Genomic DNA, 17281 nt, shown 5'->3' on the forward strand with positions numbered 1-17281 from the left:
CGCGTCCAGAGGTTCGGATCACAAGCCGCTGTTGAACCCTTGCCCCTTGGGCGGCAAACGGGTATCTGGAGGCATGAACATGGTTTTTGACATGGATGATCGCGCGCGCCTGCCCTGGCGGTTTTTCGGAGCGACGCGGACCGTGCAGGCCCACCTATAGGGTGGTGCCCCTTCTACCTGTCGCAAGCTGAATTACATCCACGACCATCCACGGAGAGCGAACATGACCGCCCCGAAGACACTCTATGACAAAATCTGGGACGCCCACGTAGCCCACGAGGCCGATGACGGCACCAGCCTTCTTTATATCGACCGCCACCTGGTACACGAAGTCACCAGCCCGCAGGCTTTTGAAGGCCTGCGTATGGCAGGTCGCAAGGTGCACGCGCCCGACAAGACCATTGCAGTGCCGGACCACAACGTCCCAACCACGGCGGGTCGCGACGATCCTTCACAGATGACACCCGAAAGCCGCATCCAAGTCGAGGCACTCGACAAGAATGCTAAGGAATTCGGCATTCACTATTATCCCGTGTCCGACGTCCGTCAGGGCATCGTTCACATTGTTGGTCCCGAGCAAGGCTGGACACTGCCCGGCATGACCGTGGTTTGTGGTGACAGCCATACGGCCACTCATGGCGCATTTGGTGCGTTGGCCCATGGGATTGGCACATCCGAGGTCGAGCACGTTCTGGCGACGCAAACGCTGATCCAGAAGAAATCGAAGAACATGAAGGTCGAGATCACCGGCAAGCTGCAGCCCGGAGTGACCGCCAAAGACATTACATTGGCCGTTATTGGTGAAACCGGCACAGCTGGCGGTACCGGCTATGTCATCGAATATTGCGGCGAAGCGATCCGTGATCTGTCGATGGAAGGTCGCATGACGGTTTGCAACATGGCCATCGAAGGCGGCGCTCGCGCTGGTTTGATTGCGCCCGATGAGACCACGTTCGAATACTGCAAAGGCCGTGCGCACGCGCCGAAAGGTGGCCAGTGGGAGCAGGCGTTGGAATATTGGAAGACGCTATACACCGACGAAGGCGCGCATTTCGACAAAGTCATCACCCTACGCGGCGAAGACATCGAGCCCGTCGTAACCTGGGGCACCTCGCCCGAGGATGTGTTGCCAATCTCGGCCACCGTGCCCAGCCCCGAGGATTTTGAGGGTGGAAAGGTCGAGGCCGCCAAACGCGCCATTGAGTACATGGGGCTGACGCCAGGCCAGAAACTGACGGATATCGAGATCGACACTGTCTTTATTGGCTCTTGCACCAATGGTCGGATCGAAGACCTGCGGGCTGTGGCAGATGTGGTCAAAGGTAAAAAGATCAAAGACGGCCTGCGTGCAATGATCGTTCCTGGATCAGGTCTGGTGCGCGCTCAGGCCGAGGAAGAGGGTCTGGCCGATATCTTTAAGGACGCGGGTTTCGAATGGCGCCTTGCTGGGTGCTCGATGTGCCTTGCCATGAACCCCGACCAACTGGCGGAAGAGGAGCGATGCGCCTCGACTTCCAATCGGAACTTTGAGGGTCGCCAGGGCTATAAAGGACGCACGCATCTGGTGTCTCCCGCCATGGCGGCAGCGGCGGCTCTGACTGGGAAACTCACCGATATTCGCGAGCTTGCTTGATTCGGCGGGCTTTGTCCCGCCGCACCAATATCACCCTTTTCAATCTATTGTGCGCGGCCCGGAAACGGGTTCGCACCTTTCACGGGTGATTTTAAGATTCCTCCACTACTTTGAATGGATTACGCCCCAATTCTGACAAAATCCTTTGTGCTGCGATTCGATGTTTGATAGGCAAGGGACACGACTATTTTATACTCCGTGAAGGGGTCACGGTGTCTTTTTAAACGGTTACAATTGAAAGAGGGGTAACTATGAAAAAATTATTAGCAGCAGCTCTTGTTGCTGGCGGCTTTGCGACTGCCGCTGACGCAGCAGTACTGCGCCTGGACAGCTACACATCGTCGGTTCAATCCGTCTCGGTTGGCGCTTCACCAGTTGATGGCACACCTGGTGTGGTTGGCGCCACAGGGTTCAATGTCACAGACACAACCGGTGACATGGGCAGCTTCGTTGCCTGGTGCTTGGACATTGCGCATTTCTTGATGAACCGCGGTGAGAGCCAAAACTACACGCCGACCGATGACCCGTTTGCCAACAGCGCTGGATTGACGGATGTTGCACGTGATCGTGTGCAGGCTGTCTTTGACGCCAACTACAAGTATCTGAACCCGGGCATCGCCGATCATGCTGCCGCGTTCCAGATGGCTCTGTGGGAAGCCGCATATGAAGATGACGATGCCTCGATGAGCGTTTCGTCAGGTCTGTTCCAAGCCAGCAGCTGGGGCAGCACCACTTTGGCAAATCGTTTCCTGTCGTCTGCGACCAACTATGACGGCGAACGCCACTGGAACCTCGCATTCCTGCAGGTGGACGGTGACGCGGATCGTGGCCGCTACACTGGTCAGAACCTGGTAACTGTTTCTCCGGTTCCGGTTCCTGCCGCTGGCCTGCTTTTGGTCACCAGCCTGTTCGGAATGGGTGCAATCGCACGGCGACGCCGCAAGGCATAAATCAAAATCGAACTACTACAAACGAACCCGGTGCCTGACACAGGCACCGGGTTTTTTCATGCGTGAATGACTTGGATTCATCTATCAAACCTGCGAAAAGCAACTGAAGAATTGACCGGTTACCTAATCGCGGGGATGCCGGATGCAGAAAGGTCCGAGCAATGGAAAGATTTCAGAAACTTCACGGCATTGCGGCGCCGATGCCTCTGGTGAATATCGACACCGATATGATCATCCCCAAGGTCTTTCTGAAGACCATCAAGCGCTCTGGCTTGGGCGTGAACCTGTTCGACGAGATGCGTTATGACCGTCAGGGCAACGAAATTGCGGATTTTGTGTTGAACAAACCTCAATACCGCGAGACCGAGATCCTCGTCGCAGGCGACAATTTCGGCTGTGGCTCTTCGCGCGAGCATGCACCATGGGCGATTGCTGATTTTGGGATCAAATGCGTGATCTCGACCAGCTTTGCCGACATCTTTTTTAACAACTGCTTCAAGAATGGCATCCTACCCATCGTTCTGCCGCAGGAACAAGTCGACCTTCTGATGGCCGATTCTGAGAAAGGTGCCAACGCCCGGATGACCGTTGACCTCGAATCGCAAGAGATCACGACTTCGGACGGAGAGGTGATTCCCTTCGAAGTTGATGCTTTCAAGAAGCATTGCCTGCTGAATGGACTGGATGACATAGGGTTAACCATGGAAAAACAGGGGGCGATTAAGGCATTTGAGGCAGAGGCTTCTACCCAACGCCCCTGGGTATAACCACCTGAAAACGCTTTGCTTTAATGGGGCTCCACATCTGTGCGGCCCCATTTTTACCTTAATTTGGTGCAAAGTCGCACCAGTTTCCCCTTAAATCCAACACATTTACCCCTGCATTTTAGCTGCAACTTGAAGTGAGGTTAGGATACCGCGCAGTATGTTACGGTATCGGATTTGACCCGCTAAAAGGTGGAGAAGCTGACAAGGGAAAAGGGTACGGCAAAGAACTGTGCCCGTCCTGGTGGAAGGAATAAGGTAGTGGTTAGTCGAATGATCGGCGCAATAGCGCGAGCGTTCCTGATGGTGATTTTGATTGCGACCCCGTCCGTTTTGGTGCCGGGTGTCAGTCAGGAATCCGGTCAGATCGTCACCATTGTCGCCTTGTTCGCAGCCGCCCTAACCATTTTCGAATACGCATCAACATATCCCGGCCTTGTGGAGTTTCGCGATGCTCCTCCGTTTAATCGGATCCGGTTTGCCGCCCTCTTCGCGACTGTCTTTTGCCTGTCGGTCATCGTGCGTGGTCAGACTGACTACTCGACCGCGACGCAATTCATGACAGCCGTTGGCATGCTGATCGGGCAAGCGATTGATTTCCCCTATAGCCCGGTCCGTTTTGTGGTCTCGATGCTGCCGGACAACGCCTCTTTCAACGACATCGCACTGCTTCGCGCCTCTGCCGGGATGAGCTATCTTATCTCGCTTCTGTCGATGGCCGTATTCCTGATGGCGCTTCGCTTTACAGACTGGCCAGCCAAATCCACCGGTGCGTTCAACGTTTGGGTTAATTTGCCAACATTCGATCCGACCACGGGCGGCGATGTTGTGCGCCGTTTGGTCCGCGATGCTAGATTTAACATCGCCCTCGGTTTCCTGCTGCCTTTTGCAACACCGCTTATTATCTCGGCCGCCGTATCCCTTTTCGGATCGGTCTCGATTGAAAACCATCAGACGATGATCTGGACGGTTGCCGCATGGGCCTTCCTGCCCGCTAGCCTATTCATGCGCGGTATTGCAATGCTGCGCGTGGCGACCATGATCAGCAGCGAACGCAAACGCAACAAGCGAGAGGCCGTCAGCAAAGGATTGGCCCACGCCTGAGAACGGGCTTCGATTTGAAACCTGCAAATCACCTGATCGCGGCATGTGCAATTGCACTTGTCGCGATAGTTTTTTCAACGGCCGCCATTGCGCTTGATCTACGGATTGCGACTTACAATGTCGAACTGTCGCGCAAGGGCCCTGGTCTGCTGCTGCGCGATATCGAACGCGGCAAAGACGAACAGATCATCGCAGTGCTAGACGTTATTGCCGCAGCCAAGCCGGATGTCCTGGCTCTACAGGGATTTGATCACGACGTTGAGAGCCATGCTCTGATTGCGTTTAAAGATGCACTGGCGAACCGCGGCCATCCCCTACCTTATATCTATGCGTCAGCCCCAAACACCGGCTTACTGACCGGGTTGGATATGGACGGCAACGGCAAAATCGGTGAAGCCCGCGATGGTCAGGGTTACGGCAGGTTTTCCGGGCAAGGTGGCATGGCAGTCCTGTCGCGCTACCCTTTGGGTGAAGTTCGAGACTTTTCGACCTTCCTTTGGAAAAATTTACCCGATGCCATCCCACCCAAACTGGGCCAGGCCCCTTTCCCATCGGCAGCAGCATTTGAAATCCAGAGGCTCAGCAGTGTCGCCCATTGGGATGTGCCAATCTTGTTGCCCGAGATGCCGCCGCTCCACCTTTTGACCTTTCATGCAAGCACTCCGGTTTTCGACGGGGACGAAGATCGCAATGGGCGCCGCAACCACGATGAGATTGTATTCTGGCAACGCTATCTTGGCGGTGATCTGCCCTTCGCGCCGCCCAAAGCGCCAGTGATCATCGCTGGCATCGCCAATCTTGATCCCGCCGATGGGGATGGGCGGCGCAGCGCTATCCAAAGCCTGCTAAGCGACCCACGCATTCGAGATCCGGCACCAAATCGACAGGCAACAACCTTCGTTAACGCGCCATCCCATACTGGGGATCCAATGCACGACACCGTAGACTGGCCAGATCCTGTTCCCGGTGATCTACGTGTCAGCTATGTGCTGCCAGACGCCCGATTGACCGTTATGGGTTCCGGCGTCGTCTGGCCCGGACCGGACGACCCGATGTTCGACACTGTTCAAACCGCGTCGCGTCACCGGTTGGTTTGGGTCGATCTGCGCTTTTAGCCCTTCGTTTCTTGACGCCTATGCGCGGACAGGCTACGCCCAGCGGCAACGCATAAGACAGCAAGGACAGTCCCATGACGAACCCCTCCCTCCTTATTCTGCCCGGCGATGGCATTGGCCCCGAAGTAATGGCCGAAGTGCGCAAGATCATCGATTGGATCGGTGAACATCGCGGCGTCACATTTGACGTGAGCGAGGATCTGGTCGGGGGCGCAGCCTATGACAAGCACGGTGTCCCGTTGACGGACGAAACCATGGAGAAGGCGCAGGAAGTTGACGCCGTTTTGCTTGGTGCTGTGGGTGGCCCGAAATACGATGATCTGGATTTCTCGGTCAAACCAGAGCGTGGCCTTCTGCGTCTGCGCAAAGAAATGGACCTGTACTCCAACCTGCGTCCGGCGCAGTGTTTTGACGCTTTGGCGGATTTCTCATCCCTCAAGAAGAACATCGTCGCGGGTCTCGATATCATGATCGTGCGCGAACTGACGTCGGGCGTCTATTTCGGCGAGCCACGCGGCATCTTCGAAGAAGGCAACGAACGCGTTGGCATCAACACGCAGCGCTATACGGAAAGCGAAATCGAGCGCGGTGCGCGGTCGGCGTTCGAGTTGGCAATGAAACGAGGCAAAAAGCTCTGCTCGATGGAGAAAGCCAACGTCATGGAATCCGGTATCCTGTGGCGCGAAGTGGTCGAGCGTGTGGGCAAAGACTACCCCGAGGTCGAGCTGAGCCATATGTACGCCGACAACGGGGCCATGCAGTTGGTCCGCGCGCCTAAGCAGTTTGACGTGATCTATACCGACAACCTGTTTGGTGACATCCTGTCCGATTGCGCGGCTATGCTGACCGGATCGCTGGGTATGCTGCCATCGGCCTCGCTGGGTGCTCCAATGGCCAACGGTCGCCCGAAAGCGATGTACGAGCCGGTCCACGGATCAGCCCCTGACATCACGGGTCAAGGCAAAGCCAACCCCAGCGCCTGTATCCTGAGCTTTGCCATGGCGCTACGCTACAGCTTTGACATGGGGGCGGAGGCCGACATGGTCGAAGCCGCGATCGAGAAGGTTTTGGCGGATGGTGTTCGCACAGCGGACCTTTTGAATGACGAAGGTGTGCAGCCGGCATCCACCGCCGCCATGGGGGATGCAGTTATCGCTGCATTGAACGCGAACCTTTAAACGCATGAAACCTGCAAGGCCGGTCCGAAACTGTTTGGGCCGGCTTTTCTTTCGCGAGCGACACCCCATATTTCCTAGATGACCAAAATCATTCTGCACCACAGCTTACCTGACGGGCTAGAAGCGGACGCCGCCGCGCTGTATTGGGAGGCGTTCGGGGGAAAGCTTGGCAAACTGCTTGGTCCCGCGGATCGAGGCCGTAAGTTTTTCACCGCGACGGTCAACCATTCCGCCGTCATCGCCGCCACTGATTCTGAGGGCAAATTGTTGGGCATCGCCGCCCACCAAGCGTCAGGAGACGGATTTTCGAACGCTGGCGTGTCTGCTCTTTTCCGTCACTACCGCATCGGAGCAATATGGCGGCTTGTCCCACTTGCTTTATTGGAACGAAAGGCCCCTGAAGACACGCTTCAAATGGATGGGATATGTGTTGCGGATGACGCGCGCGGTCAGGGGGTTGGAACAACCTTATTCAACGAACTGTTCGACTATGCGCGCGCCAAAGGGTTCACAAAAATTACGTTGGATGTGATCGACACCAACCCACGGGCACGGGCGCTTTATGAGCGCCTGGGCTTTACAGCCATTGGCGAAGAACAAACCGGCCCCATGGCCTCGCTCCTTGGGTTTGCCAGTGCCACGAAGATGGTTCTGACGCTGTAAACGTCCTAAATCGAACCTTGCCCTTGACCACCGGAAGCGTTATTTCGCCGGGCACGGTCGGGCTGTAGCGCAGCCTGGTAGCGCACCTGCTTCGGGAGCAGGGGGTCGGAGGTTCGAATCCTCTCAGCCCGACCAATTCTTCTCCTTCTTTCAGATGTGTATTAGATATCACACAACTTCCCAAGTCTTCGCCGTCAGCCACCAGCTTTCCTTTTGCGTTGAATCGCGTTTGTCGGATTAATGATACACAGGGAACATCGGGACTGTGTCGGGGCCACCTTTGTAGGCAAGTAGGCAACAATGATTAACAAAAAGATTGTTTGATTACAGTACTTAATCCTCTTTGTTGACAAGTCACCTACTGGCGCGTTCCTTTTGTGGCTCTGAGTTCTTGAATGCACAGGTAGGATAAATGCAAGTAGAGCGGTCACATCGACTGGCTTGGACCATCACCTCAACGCTGACGGCGGTGATTGCGGTTTGCATTACTCTATCTATCTACGCCGCTGGGTTGATCTGGCCCGATCATCCGCCGTCGATGGACGTTTATGCACTGCCAGAACCGTCAGCGACCGGTCAAACGCCGCCACTCACGGCGGCCGAGCCTATGATAGAAACGGTTGAAGTTCACGACGCCCCTGCGCCATTCTTAGTTGCAGAAATTGCCAAACCCTTTGGGTCGGGCACGGATATCGGACAGCCCATAACAATCCCAGCATCTCAGAAAATCACAAGAAGACCGCTTGCCGCCAGGCTGAGCGGGTTCTGGACCGTCCAATCCTTCGCACCTCAGAACGATCTGACGATCACCGCCGCGCTGGATTGGCCCCAGCAGATCGATCATCACGCAGTTCTGGCGGTGACGCGGTCGCTGACACCGCCACAATACACCACAGAAGTCGCTGTGGGCACGGCGACTGACCCAATGCTGCCATCGGTCAAACCCGCAATGCTCCCCGCACCGATCATACAGACCGCCGCACTGTCGGATGTGGTCAGGCGATCGCCACCAGTTGCCGTTATTACCGAACGCCCGGAACGCGTTGCCCAAAGCCCCACCCCCCCGGGCAGCAGCACCCCCGCGGCTATTGCCCCGACCAAACGCAGTCTGCACACACCGGCGCGGCTGGGATACGGAGACAGTGACCAAGTGGCTGTGCTGGGCGTTTTTCAGTCCAAGTCAAACGCCTGGGCGCTCTTGGAGCTAAACGATGGGCGCATCGTCAAAGCCATCAGAGGTTCTGACCTGAACGCGTTCAAGGTTTCTCGGATACGGGGTGACAAGGTTTGGATACGGACGGGCGGAACCGAGAAAGGTCTATCCGTGGGTCAGGTCTTCAACTTGAACTAGTGCTCCGCACGTTTGACCGCAGCCCGCTCAGCCATCATTGCGAAGATAATAATCCATACCTGCGGTCGATTTCACCAAAGTATAATCCTCCATGACCTCAGCAAACCCGGGGGTCGCAGACATGTAGTTCAGCCACGAAAGCGGATTTATGTGAGTGCCGGTCGCCGACCGGTCAATCACAATCAAGTCCGGTTCGTAGCGGTCGATGTCCTGAAGATTGGCGATCCGATTTTTGTCGACGATTGAGGTGAGTTCCTGACACCGCTCGGGCTCGGTTATGCAATCGGTTCGTTCCAAGGCACTCAGCGCCCCTGGATATAGCCAATTGCTCGGGTAGCGGCTCGTCCACTCTATCCCCAGCCGCAAAGCAGCAGGCACACCGGGGTCGAGTATCGTCGATGCTGCAAACAATCGGTTTATTGGACCAAACTCGTTGGCCACTCTGACCACTTCGTTGGTCGCAGCATTGTCGTACTTGCCCCGCGAGTAGAGCGTCGACAAGAGGAGCGCACAGGCGATGGCCGAGATGACGAGCCTAATAGAAAGGTGGGTACTCGTCAGGATAAACCACGCACCAGCCAATAGAGCGTATGTGAAGTAGGGGAAAAGATGATATCCAAACCCGGTGCTTTGAACCAAGAAACTGATCAAAGCGGCCAAAGTGGCCAGCCCAAAAACCGCCGCACCGACCGAGCCGCGAACCAGCGTCGGAATAAGAGCCAACATCCCGATGGACAACGACATATAATGCCCCCTCATAATATCGAGAAGCGGCAGTTTGTAAGCGCCGAAGACCTGGCCAGTCGTCGGTACAAGTTCATTCAAGTACTCCGGGTGTCGGGCCACCGTGAACACGACGTAGATCACCGCTATGAGTAGCATGGATAGGTAGCTGGGAGAGAAAAGTGGCCTGATTGATCTTGTTCGTATGATGTCCCACGATACGAATGCGATTGGGAAGATCAGGAAGATTGGTTTGATGCACATCCCGACGGCGGCAAACATACTTCTAGGGATCGGTTGCGGACGGAAGGAACCCGACAAATGGCCGACCACCCACGGCGACAGGAACAATATCAGCAAATGCTCTCGCTGCCCGATCTGCACCGCAGAGGGCAATATATATATCGCAGTCATAATTCCAAAGAATACCAACCTGCGCATAGGCCCAATGTCGACCGAACGGCGCAGCACCGCACCGGTCCAGAGCAGGCTGAGCATGTACAAAAGGACAAGGGCCAGATATTGCCCATTGGAGTCGCTGATGTGCAGCGCGTCCGCGATCAGCAGTGCTGGTGTCGTCAGATAGAAGATCAACGGCGGGTTAACGTCAGCTACGTCAACATAGAGCCGCGCGCCCCCAAGCATCTTACGCGTTGCGACCAGGTACCAAGCCGTATCCTGGTTGATCGGCCAGTTCCAATAGGTTGTCATAACCACAAACGCTGCGCCGAGAGTGATAGCAACCATCGGCCAAGACGGAAGGAAAGGCGACGAATTGTGCGTGAACACCCAAAACCGAAGGGCCAGAAAGTTCGTTAGAGGCAAAAGCAACGCAACGGCAACCATGGCGACAAAAAAGCTTCCGCCTCCAATCACACCGACGAACCAGACAATCAGGCTGCTGGCGACTAGCCCCAACAGGGACACGAAGACAAGTCTGGGCAGACACTTCTCATAATCGGGCGTGACGGCAAAGGTAAGCCGAGAATGGCCAAGATAGGATACCATAACCGAGCTGCAAAATCCGATGAAATTTGCCCCCAGATCGGCCGTGCCCAAAAGACGATGTACCAAGGTTGCCGTGATCACATGAAGCAATGTCGCCACACCCCCGACACCGACGACACGAAGTAATTTCTCGAACAAGGTTCTGGCCTCTTCCAATACGACGTCAAATGGCGATCGGGCGCGCTCGATATTGAGTTGCTCGGTCCCGTAGATACTGCCCATCATGCTGCTTAACCAAAACTGGTGGCATATTCTAATCTTGCGCGTTGCTAGGTGTAACCTTCTTGATCGACGAGCAGCAATGGTAAGTGGTAAGGCCAAAGTGTCAAAGTCACTGCCATAGACTACCTTCATGACAGCCTTCTGGGCAACCGTGCCGTGACTTGCACTTGTATCACGCCAATAGTGATGATGTGCTTTCTTGTGGTTGGAACAAAGGAGCGAAAAACGGGCACGGTCACCAAGATCTTTTCATCGACCCAAACCTTGCAGCTTGCGTCTTGTGCGAAACAGCATCCGGCTCGGATTGCTCCAACCCATCGAACAACTCGATCAGAACATAAATACTGCCGTCAAATGGTTGGGCCTTCGGGAGTGCCCAAACACAGTGTTACGACCGGCCTGCCAGTCGCATCATTGCGCGCGGCTTCGTCATCGTCAAAAACATCGACCTGTCCAAATTGCCCTTGCAAGGCCATATTACGTCCGTTGTCACAGGCCGCGCGCTAGATCAGCGCATCGTTAGACAAGCCAGCCCGGGCGCGCACAAGTTTTTTTGATTATGGCACCGCGCATGACATGACAAATTAGACAGCGATCCCTTTGCGTGGCTCTTACGCCGCGCAAGAATGGTTCGATCGCGTCCCGTCGTCACCGTTCGCTAATCCTAGGGTTCGCTATCCTAGGCGACTGCGCGAAAGCGCGGCGCCCACGCCACGCTCTAATGGATAGGCTTTCCTGACGACAAACCTCGTACTTTTGCAACAATAGCGTCCGCATCAATCCCATGATGTCGATACAGATCGCCAATCGTACCGGTTTGGCCAAAATGCTCCACGCCCAATGGGATCGTCTGATGGCCCATGACACTTCCCAACCAAGACAGTGTCGCTGGGTGGCCGTCGATCACGGTGATAAGCTTGCAATGGCGCGGCAGGGTTTGCATCAGACGTTCGATATGGGATTGCGCTTTGTCGTTCCCACGCGCGCGGGCACGTTGAGCGGCGGTCCAGCCAGCGTTCAGGCGGTCCACAGAGGTAACCGCTAGCACACCAATGTCGCGCCGTCCCTCGCCGATCATGCCAGCCGCCTTGATTGCCTCTGGTCCGACCGAGCCTTGGTAAGCAATCACTACCTCACAGTTCGCACCGGGTTTGCGGAGCCAATAGGCCCCATCGACAGCCCCCTGTCGAAAGTCCTCATCCACGCGTTTTCCGGGTTGCTCCACAGGATTGGTGGTCAGGCGCAGATAGACGCTTCCGCCCGTTTCGTCGCGCAACCAGGTGCGTTCATCCGGGTCGCCTTCGCCATCGCGCTGTAGATAGTCGAACGCCCACTCCATGATCACCGCAAGCTCGTCTGCGAAGGCGGGCTCAAACGCCGCCAACCCGTCTTGAGACATACCGATCAGAGGCGTCCCGATGGACTGGTGCGCACCGCCTTCGGGGGCCAGTGTCACGCCCGATGGCGTGCCAACCAGCAAGAACCGCGCATCCTGATAGCACGCATAGTTCAACGCATCGAGGCCGCGACAGACAAACGGATCATACACGGTGCCAACCGGGACCAGCCGTTTGCCGAACAGGCTGTGTGACAGACCCGCAGCGCCCAAAAGCAACATCAGGTTCATTTCAGCAATGCCCAGCTCGATATGTTGCCCTTCTGGCGTGAACTCCCATTTGGCAGTCGACGGGATACGGTGTTCGATGAAGGCATCGGCCTGAGCGGTCCGGGCAAACAACTTGCGACGATTCACCCAAGGCCCAAGGTTTGTGGTGCCCGTGACGTCTGGTGATGTTGTGACAATCCGGGACGCAAGGTCGCTGTCGCCCTTGGATAAATCGTCCAGCACTTTTCCGAATGCCATCTGGGTCGAGATCTCTCGGTCACTTGCAATGTCAACAGCCGGCACCTCCAGTTTCTCATCTGAGAACCGGCGCGTTCCTTGGGCAAAGAACGGAACTTGGGACAGGAATGTCTTCACGGCACCCACGTCATCGACCGAAGCCAGCGGTTCCCATTCATCGCCCTGTGCCACCCCCATATGGGTCTGCCATTCGGCAAACTGGGTCTTGTTCATCAACCCCCCATGATTGTCCTTGTGTCCGGCAATCGGTGTGCCCCAGCCTTTGATCGTATAGGCCAGAAAACAAGTGGGGCGATCGTGGTCAATGGCCGCGAACGTCTCGGCCATGGTTTCCACGCAATTGCCGCCAAGGTTCTCCATCAACGCGGCCAATTCATCGTCTGAGCGGCGATCAATCAGGGCCGAGACGTCGCCTTGATCGCCCAGATCTTCCATCAATCGTTTGCGCCAGACGGCCCCACCCATATAGGTCAGCGCGGAGTATTCAGCATTTGGGCACGCATCGATCCAGTTACGCAGCCTTTCCCCTCCGGGTTCTTCAAACGCGGCACGTTGTAGCGTGCCGTGCTTCACCCGCACCACATCCCAACCGAACGCATCGAAGATTTTCTCAACCCGCTCAAAAAGGCCCTCGCGCACAATTCCGTCAAGCGATTGGCGATTGTAGTCGATGATCCACCACGTGTTGCGCAGATCGTTTTTCCAACCCTCTTGCAGACATTCATAGATGTTGCCCTCATCCAGTTCTGCATCGCCGACCAGCGCCACCATCCGTCCCATGGGTGCATCTTTGCCCCAAGGCTTGGCGGCGATGTAGTCTTGTATCAAAGACGCAAAAGACGTGATTGCAACGCCCAGCCCAACAGACCCGGTCGAGAAATCCACATCATCAATATCCTTGGTGCGGCTCGGATAGCTTTGGACACCACCAAAGCCCCGAAAGTTCTCCATCTTCTCGCGGGTTTGATTGCCCATCAGGTATTGCATCGCATGAAAAACCGGGCTGGCATGTGGTTTCACGGCAACCCGGTCTTCAGGTTTCAGCGCGCTGAAATACAGGGCTGTCATGATCGACACCATCGACGCCGAGGATGCCTGATGCCCACCGATTTTAATCCCATCCACCTTCGGGCGGACGTGGTTGGCATGGTGGATCATCCAATGAGATAGCCACAACAGACGTTGCTCAATGGTCTTTAACTGATCGATATCGGCAATCGCATGAGCAGTCATTCTTTGTCCTCGGTCTTGGCAGTTGCCTCAATCACGCACGCGCGCGGGCAGGTGTTTATGATAGCAGGATTGCCTTGCGGCATCTCGGCGTTCTATGATCCAATCTCGGCGGTTTGTGGTGGATACCACCAAAATTAGGAGATTTTATAGTGGATGCCCTTCAACTTGATCCATTTGATGTTCAGATACTGCGCCGACTGGGATTCGAAGGTCGCATCTCGGTTCAAGAGCTAAGCGAGCACATCGGCTTAAGCCCCACCCCAACAGCGCGACGCGTAAAACGGCTTGAGGAAGCAGGCGTGATCACAGGTTATGGCGCGCGCATTGATGAGGCGGCTTTGGGGTTTGACGTCTCCGTTTTCGTGTCGGTTCAACTTGATCGGCAGGTCGATGACGCTTTGGTGCGGTTTGAAGATGCAATTACGTCGTTTCCCGAGGTCGTGGATTGTTGGCTGATGACCGGTGATCGGGACTATTTGATGCGCATTGCCACCACCGGTTTGCGCGATTTCGAAGCCTTTCTTGTCGGCAAGCTAACCAAAGTTGAAGGCGTGGCCTCGATCCAGTCATCAATCCCAATCCGTCGTGTCAAAGCCGGATACGCGCGCACGCCCTGAAACTTATTCGGCCGCGTGCGCAACGGTGGACGTCAGCGCCGCATCAAGGTCTGCAAGAATATCCTCGACTTCTTCCAATCCGACTGACAAACGGATCAGTCCATCTGAAATGCCGTGTTCCGCTCGTTCCTCGGGGGTATATGTCGAATGCGTCATCGATGCCGGGTGTTGGATTAACGTCTCGGCATCACCCAATGAAACGGCACGTTGGATCAAGGACAAACGGTTCATCATTGCGATACCACCGGCAATCCCGCCCTCGACTTCAAACGCGATCATCGCGCCCGGTTTGTCCATTTGCCGTCTGGCTACGTCAAATTGAGCACCACCCTCTAGCCCCGGAAACGACACTGATTTCACAACTGGATGTGCCTCCAACCAACGGGCCACACTCAGTGCCGAGGCACAATGACGATCCATTCGCAAAGCAAGCGTCTTAAGGCCGCGCAAAATCAGCATCGCGTTGAAAGGAGCCATGACAGCACCTGTCATGTCTTTCATCCCGACAAGGCGAATTTCGCTGACCTGCTCCAATGACCCAACCAGCAGCCCCGCTACGACATCACCATGGCCGCCTAGGTACTTGGTGGCGGAATGAACGACGATATCGGCACCATGCTCAATCGGGCGGGTGAGGTAGGGTGTGGCATAGGTGTTGTCGACCACAACTGTCGCACCTTTTTCATGTGCGATGTTCGACACTGCGGAAATATCGACCAACCTCATGTTTGGATTTGCGGGAGTTTCGAAATACACCACACGGGTCTTTTCGTTGATTATAGCGCGCAGATTCTCCGGGTCAGTCATGTCGACATGGGTGATCGTCACGCCCCATTTGGCCAACCCATGCTGCATGAACGCGAATGTGCAGCCATAAAGCGTTTTGTCCACGATCACCTCGTCACCCGGGGACAACAGCGTCCACAAAGTCGCTGTGATCGCACCCATGCCCGACGACAAGGCAAGCCCGGCTTCGGCCCCTTCCAGCGTCGCGATGCGTTGCTCTAACAGATCGCAAGTCGGGTTAGAGATGCGCGAATATATGTGGCCTGCACGGTCACCGGCAAACATTTCGCCCCCTGCTTCTGCCGTCTCGAATGCAAATGTCGAGGTTAGGTGCAAAGGCGGTGTCAACGCGCCTTCATGGTCTTGCGGGTCATAGGCATGGTGAATGGCGCGCGTGGCAAAACCTGTGGATGAGTTGGCGGACATAGCAAGCTCCTATCTGGGTGTCGCATGAACTATGCCAAGTTCCGGCTTTCCATAGATTGCGAAATCTGCCACTTTTAGGATAAATATTAGCATATACTGCCAATAGAGGTGCAAGTGGACAGCAAGGACCGCCAGATTATCCGCGCATTGCAGCAGAACGGGCGTATGACCAATCAAGATTTGGCGGACGCCGTGAATCTGTCGCCATCGCCTTGTTTGCGCCGGTTGCGTAATTTGGAAAGCTCCGGGGCCATTCGCGGCTTCGCAGTGGAAGCAGACGCGGCAAGCTATGGTTTGCCCATAACCGTGTTTGTCCGCATCCGGTTGGAGCGGCACAACGAAGAGGACGTGCAGCAGTTTGAACGGCGCATCCTATCCATCGACGAAGTGTTGGAGTGCCATGTCCTGACTGGTGCGACTGACTATCAGCTACGTGTCGTGGTCTCGGACCTTGATGCGTATGAGGACTTCATTCGCAATCGCATCCACCCGATTGGCGGCATCGCTTCGATCGATACGAGCTTTGTTTACGGCACAGTCAAAAAGACAGCCGTATTCCCGATGGTTGATTAAGGCCAGTTATCCCAGTCTCGCCCGATCATGCGGCGCATTGAAGTCGATGTCGGGACCCTTGGGCACGACGCGACTGGGGTTAATGCTTTCATGACTGGCATAGTAATGGTTCTTGATATGCGCCATATCGACCGTCTCTGCGATGCCGGGCTGCTGATACAGATCGCGGACATAGCCAGACAGGTTTGGATAATCGGCAATGCGGCGCAGGTTGCACTTGAAGTGGCCGACATAGACCGGATCGAACCGCACCAGCGTTGTGAACAGGCGCCAATCTGCCTCGGTGATGGTTTTGCCTGTCAGGTATCGCGTCTTAGACAGCCGAGCCTCAAGATCATCCAGCGTATCAAACAGTGGGACAACCGCCTCTTCGTATGCCTCTTGCGTCGTGGCAAAGCCCGCCTTGTAGACCCCATTGTTCACGGTGTCATAGATGCGGTCATTCAGCGCGTCGATCTCGGCGCGCAAGGGTTCGGGGTAATAGTCGCCCGGCGTCGCACCAATCCCGTCGAAGGCTGAATTGAACATTCGAATGATCTCGGGTGATTCATTCGACACAATCGTTTGTTCTTGCTTGTCCCACAGCACTGGAACCGTGACACGCCCGGAATAATCCGGCTGCGCTGCGGTATAGACTTGGTACATGAATTCAGACCCGTTTACAGCGTCAGGAATGGTCCCCTCACCCGGTTGAAAGGTCCAACCATTTTCCGCCATGTACCAATGCACCACGGAGATCGGGATCATTTCCTCAAGCCCTTTGAGTGCCCGAAAAATCAGGGTGCGATGCGCCCATGGGCAGGCGAGCGAGACATAGAGATGATAGCGATCAGGTTCAGCTTTGAACCCTGCAACTCCGCTTGGCCCGGCGGACCCATCCGCGGTGATCCAGTTGCGAAACTGCGGCGCTTTGCGGACAAACCGCCCACCGCTTGATTTCGTGTCGTACCATTGGTCGACCCATTCACCGTTTTGCAAAAGTCCCATGCGTCCCGTCCTTTTTGGTTTCCGCTAAGATAGGGGTTTGAGCGAAAAGACCAAGGCGCAGTTCCGCGAGTGCCGTTCACAAGT

The 17281-nt window shown here is 55.6% G+C and carries 14 protein-coding genes and 1 tRNA gene; 11 read left to right on the forward strand and 4 right to left on the reverse strand.

All coding sequences use genetic code 11. From position 1 onward, the window contains the following. Nucleotides 1-223: 223 nt before the first annotated feature. The 9 genes from leuC (at nt 224) to V6N04_RS07005 (ending at nt 8758) form a co-directional block, all read left to right on the forward strand. Complete coding sequence (gene leuC, locus V6N04_RS06965; protein WP_371169419.1) at nt 224-1633, forward strand: 3-isopropylmalate dehydratase large subunit; 1410 nt, start codon at nt 224-226, stop codon at nt 1631-1633. Nucleotides 1634-1884: 251 nt separating this feature from the next. Next, nucleotides 1885-2583, forward strand: a complete 699-nt coding sequence (locus V6N04_RS06970; protein ID WP_371169420.1) for a VPLPA-CTERM sorting domain-containing protein — start codon at nt 1885-1887, stop codon at nt 2581-2583. Nucleotides 2584-2744: 161 nt separating this feature from the next. Then, nucleotides 2745-3350: a 3-isopropylmalate dehydratase small subunit gene (leuD, locus tag V6N04_RS06975; RefSeq protein WP_371169421.1), complete on the forward strand. Its 606-nt coding sequence runs from the start codon at nt 2745-2747 to the stop codon at nt 3348-3350. 258 nt (nt 3351-3608) lie between these two features. Beyond that, nucleotides 3609-4451 (forward strand): hypothetical protein, encoded by an 843-nt coding sequence (locus V6N04_RS06980; RefSeq protein ID WP_371169422.1) that lies wholly within the window; start codon nt 3609-3611, stop codon nt 4449-4451. A gap of 14 nt (nt 4452-4465) precedes the next feature. Next, nucleotides 4466-5566 (forward strand): endonuclease/exonuclease/phosphatase family protein, encoded by a 1101-nt coding sequence (locus tag V6N04_RS06985; protein WP_371169423.1) that lies wholly within the window; start codon nt 4466-4468, stop codon nt 5564-5566. 74 nt (nt 5567-5640) lie between these two features. Further along, nucleotides 5641-6744 (forward strand): 3-isopropylmalate dehydrogenase, encoded by a 1104-nt coding sequence (gene leuB, locus V6N04_RS06990; RefSeq protein WP_371169424.1) that lies wholly within the window; start codon nt 5641-5643, stop codon nt 6742-6744. Between the two features lie 78 nt (nt 6745-6822). Further along, complete coding sequence (locus tag V6N04_RS06995; protein WP_371169425.1) at nt 6823-7407, forward strand: GNAT family N-acetyltransferase; 585 nt, start codon at nt 6823-6825, stop codon at nt 7405-7407. 58 nt (nt 7408-7465) lie between these two features. After that, nucleotides 7466-7542: transfer RNA gene (locus V6N04_RS07000), tRNA-Pro, on the forward strand. 277 nt (nt 7543-7819) lie between these two features. Then, nucleotides 7820-8758, forward strand: a complete 939-nt coding sequence (locus tag V6N04_RS07005) for a hypothetical protein (protein WP_371169426.1) — start codon at nt 7820-7822, stop codon at nt 8756-8758. Between the two features lie 27 nt (nt 8759-8785). Here the strand turns inward: V6N04_RS07005 and V6N04_RS07010 are convergent, their stop codons facing one another. Then, complete coding sequence (locus tag V6N04_RS07010) at nt 8786-10714, reverse strand: GtrA family protein (RefSeq protein WP_371169427.1); 1929 nt, start codon at nt 10712-10714, stop codon at nt 8786-8788. A 715-nt stretch (nt 10715-11429) separates the two neighbouring features. Beyond that, complete coding sequence (locus V6N04_RS07015; RefSeq protein WP_371169428.1) at nt 11430-13808, reverse strand: transketolase; 2379 nt, start codon at nt 13806-13808, stop codon at nt 11430-11432. A 149-nt stretch (nt 13809-13957) separates the two neighbouring features. On the opposite strand from V6N04_RS07015, the gene V6N04_RS07020 reads away from it, so the two are divergent. Further along, complete coding sequence (locus tag V6N04_RS07020) at nt 13958-14425, forward strand: Lrp/AsnC family transcriptional regulator (protein WP_371169429.1); 468 nt, start codon at nt 13958-13960, stop codon at nt 14423-14425. Nucleotides 14426-14428: 3 nt separating this feature from the next. On the opposite strand, the gene V6N04_RS07025 is transcribed toward V6N04_RS07020, so the two are convergent. After that, nucleotides 14429-15637, reverse strand: a complete 1209-nt coding sequence (locus V6N04_RS07025; RefSeq protein WP_371169430.1) for a methionine gamma-lyase — start codon at nt 15635-15637, stop codon at nt 14429-14431. Between the two features lie 114 nt (nt 15638-15751). On the opposite strand from V6N04_RS07025, the gene V6N04_RS07030 reads away from it, so the two are divergent. Continuing rightward, entirely contained in the window at nt 15752-16210 is a 459-nt protein-coding gene (locus V6N04_RS07030; protein WP_371169431.1) for an Lrp/AsnC family transcriptional regulator, read from the forward strand. 6 nt (nt 16211-16216) lie between these two features. On the opposite strand, the gene V6N04_RS07035 is transcribed toward V6N04_RS07030, so the two are convergent. Then, nucleotides 16217-17197 carry a glutathione S-transferase family protein gene (locus V6N04_RS07035; protein ID WP_371169432.1) on the reverse strand — a complete coding sequence of 327 codons (981 nt, stop codon included), beginning with the start codon at nt 17195-17197 and terminating at the stop codon, nt 16217-16219. Nucleotides 17198-17281: the final 84 nt, after the last annotated feature.

Source organism: Aliiroseovarius conchicola (genome assembly GCF_041403445.1).
In the GTDB taxonomy this organism is placed as follows: Bacteria; Pseudomonadota; Alphaproteobacteria; order Rhodobacterales; family Rhodobacteraceae; genus Aliiroseovarius; species Aliiroseovarius conchicola.

Excerpts from the sequence above, each read along its gene's own strand:
- V6N04_RS06995 (WP_371169425.1), top strand. The coding sequence starts at position 6,823 with ATGACCAAAATCATTCTGCACCACAGCTTACCTGACGGGCTAGAAGCG.
- V6N04_RS07010 (WP_371169427.1), bottom strand. The coding sequence starts at position 10,714 with ATGATGGGCAGTATCTACGGGACCGAGCAACTCAATATCGAGCGCGCC.
- V6N04_RS06970 (WP_371169420.1), top strand. The coding sequence starts at position 1,885 with ATGAAAAAATTATTAGCAGCAGCTCTTGTTGCTGGCGGCTTTGCGACT.
- V6N04_RS07005 (WP_371169426.1), top strand. The coding sequence starts at position 7,820 with ATGCAAGTAGAGCGGTCACATCGACTGGCTTGGACCATCACCTCAACG.
- leuD (WP_371169421.1), top strand. The coding sequence starts at position 2,745 with ATGGAAAGATTTCAGAAACTTCACGGCATTGCGGCGCCGATGCCTCTG.
- V6N04_RS07015 (WP_371169428.1), bottom strand. The coding sequence starts at position 13,808 with ATGACTGCTCATGCGATTGCCGATATCGATCAGTTAAAGACCATTGAG.
- leuC (WP_371169419.1), top strand. The coding sequence starts at position 224 with ATGACCGCCCCGAAGACACTCTATGACAAAATCTGGGACGCCCACGTA.
- leuB (WP_371169424.1), top strand. The coding sequence starts at position 5,641 with ATGACGAACCCCTCCCTCCTTATTCTGCCCGGCGATGGCATTGGCCCC.
- V6N04_RS07035 (WP_371169432.1), bottom strand. The coding sequence starts at position 17,197 with ATGGGACTTTTGCAAAACGGTGAATGGGTCGACCAATGGTACGACACG.
- V6N04_RS07025 (WP_371169430.1), bottom strand. The coding sequence starts at position 15,637 with ATGTCCGCCAACTCATCCACAGGTTTTGCCACGCGCGCCATTCACCAT.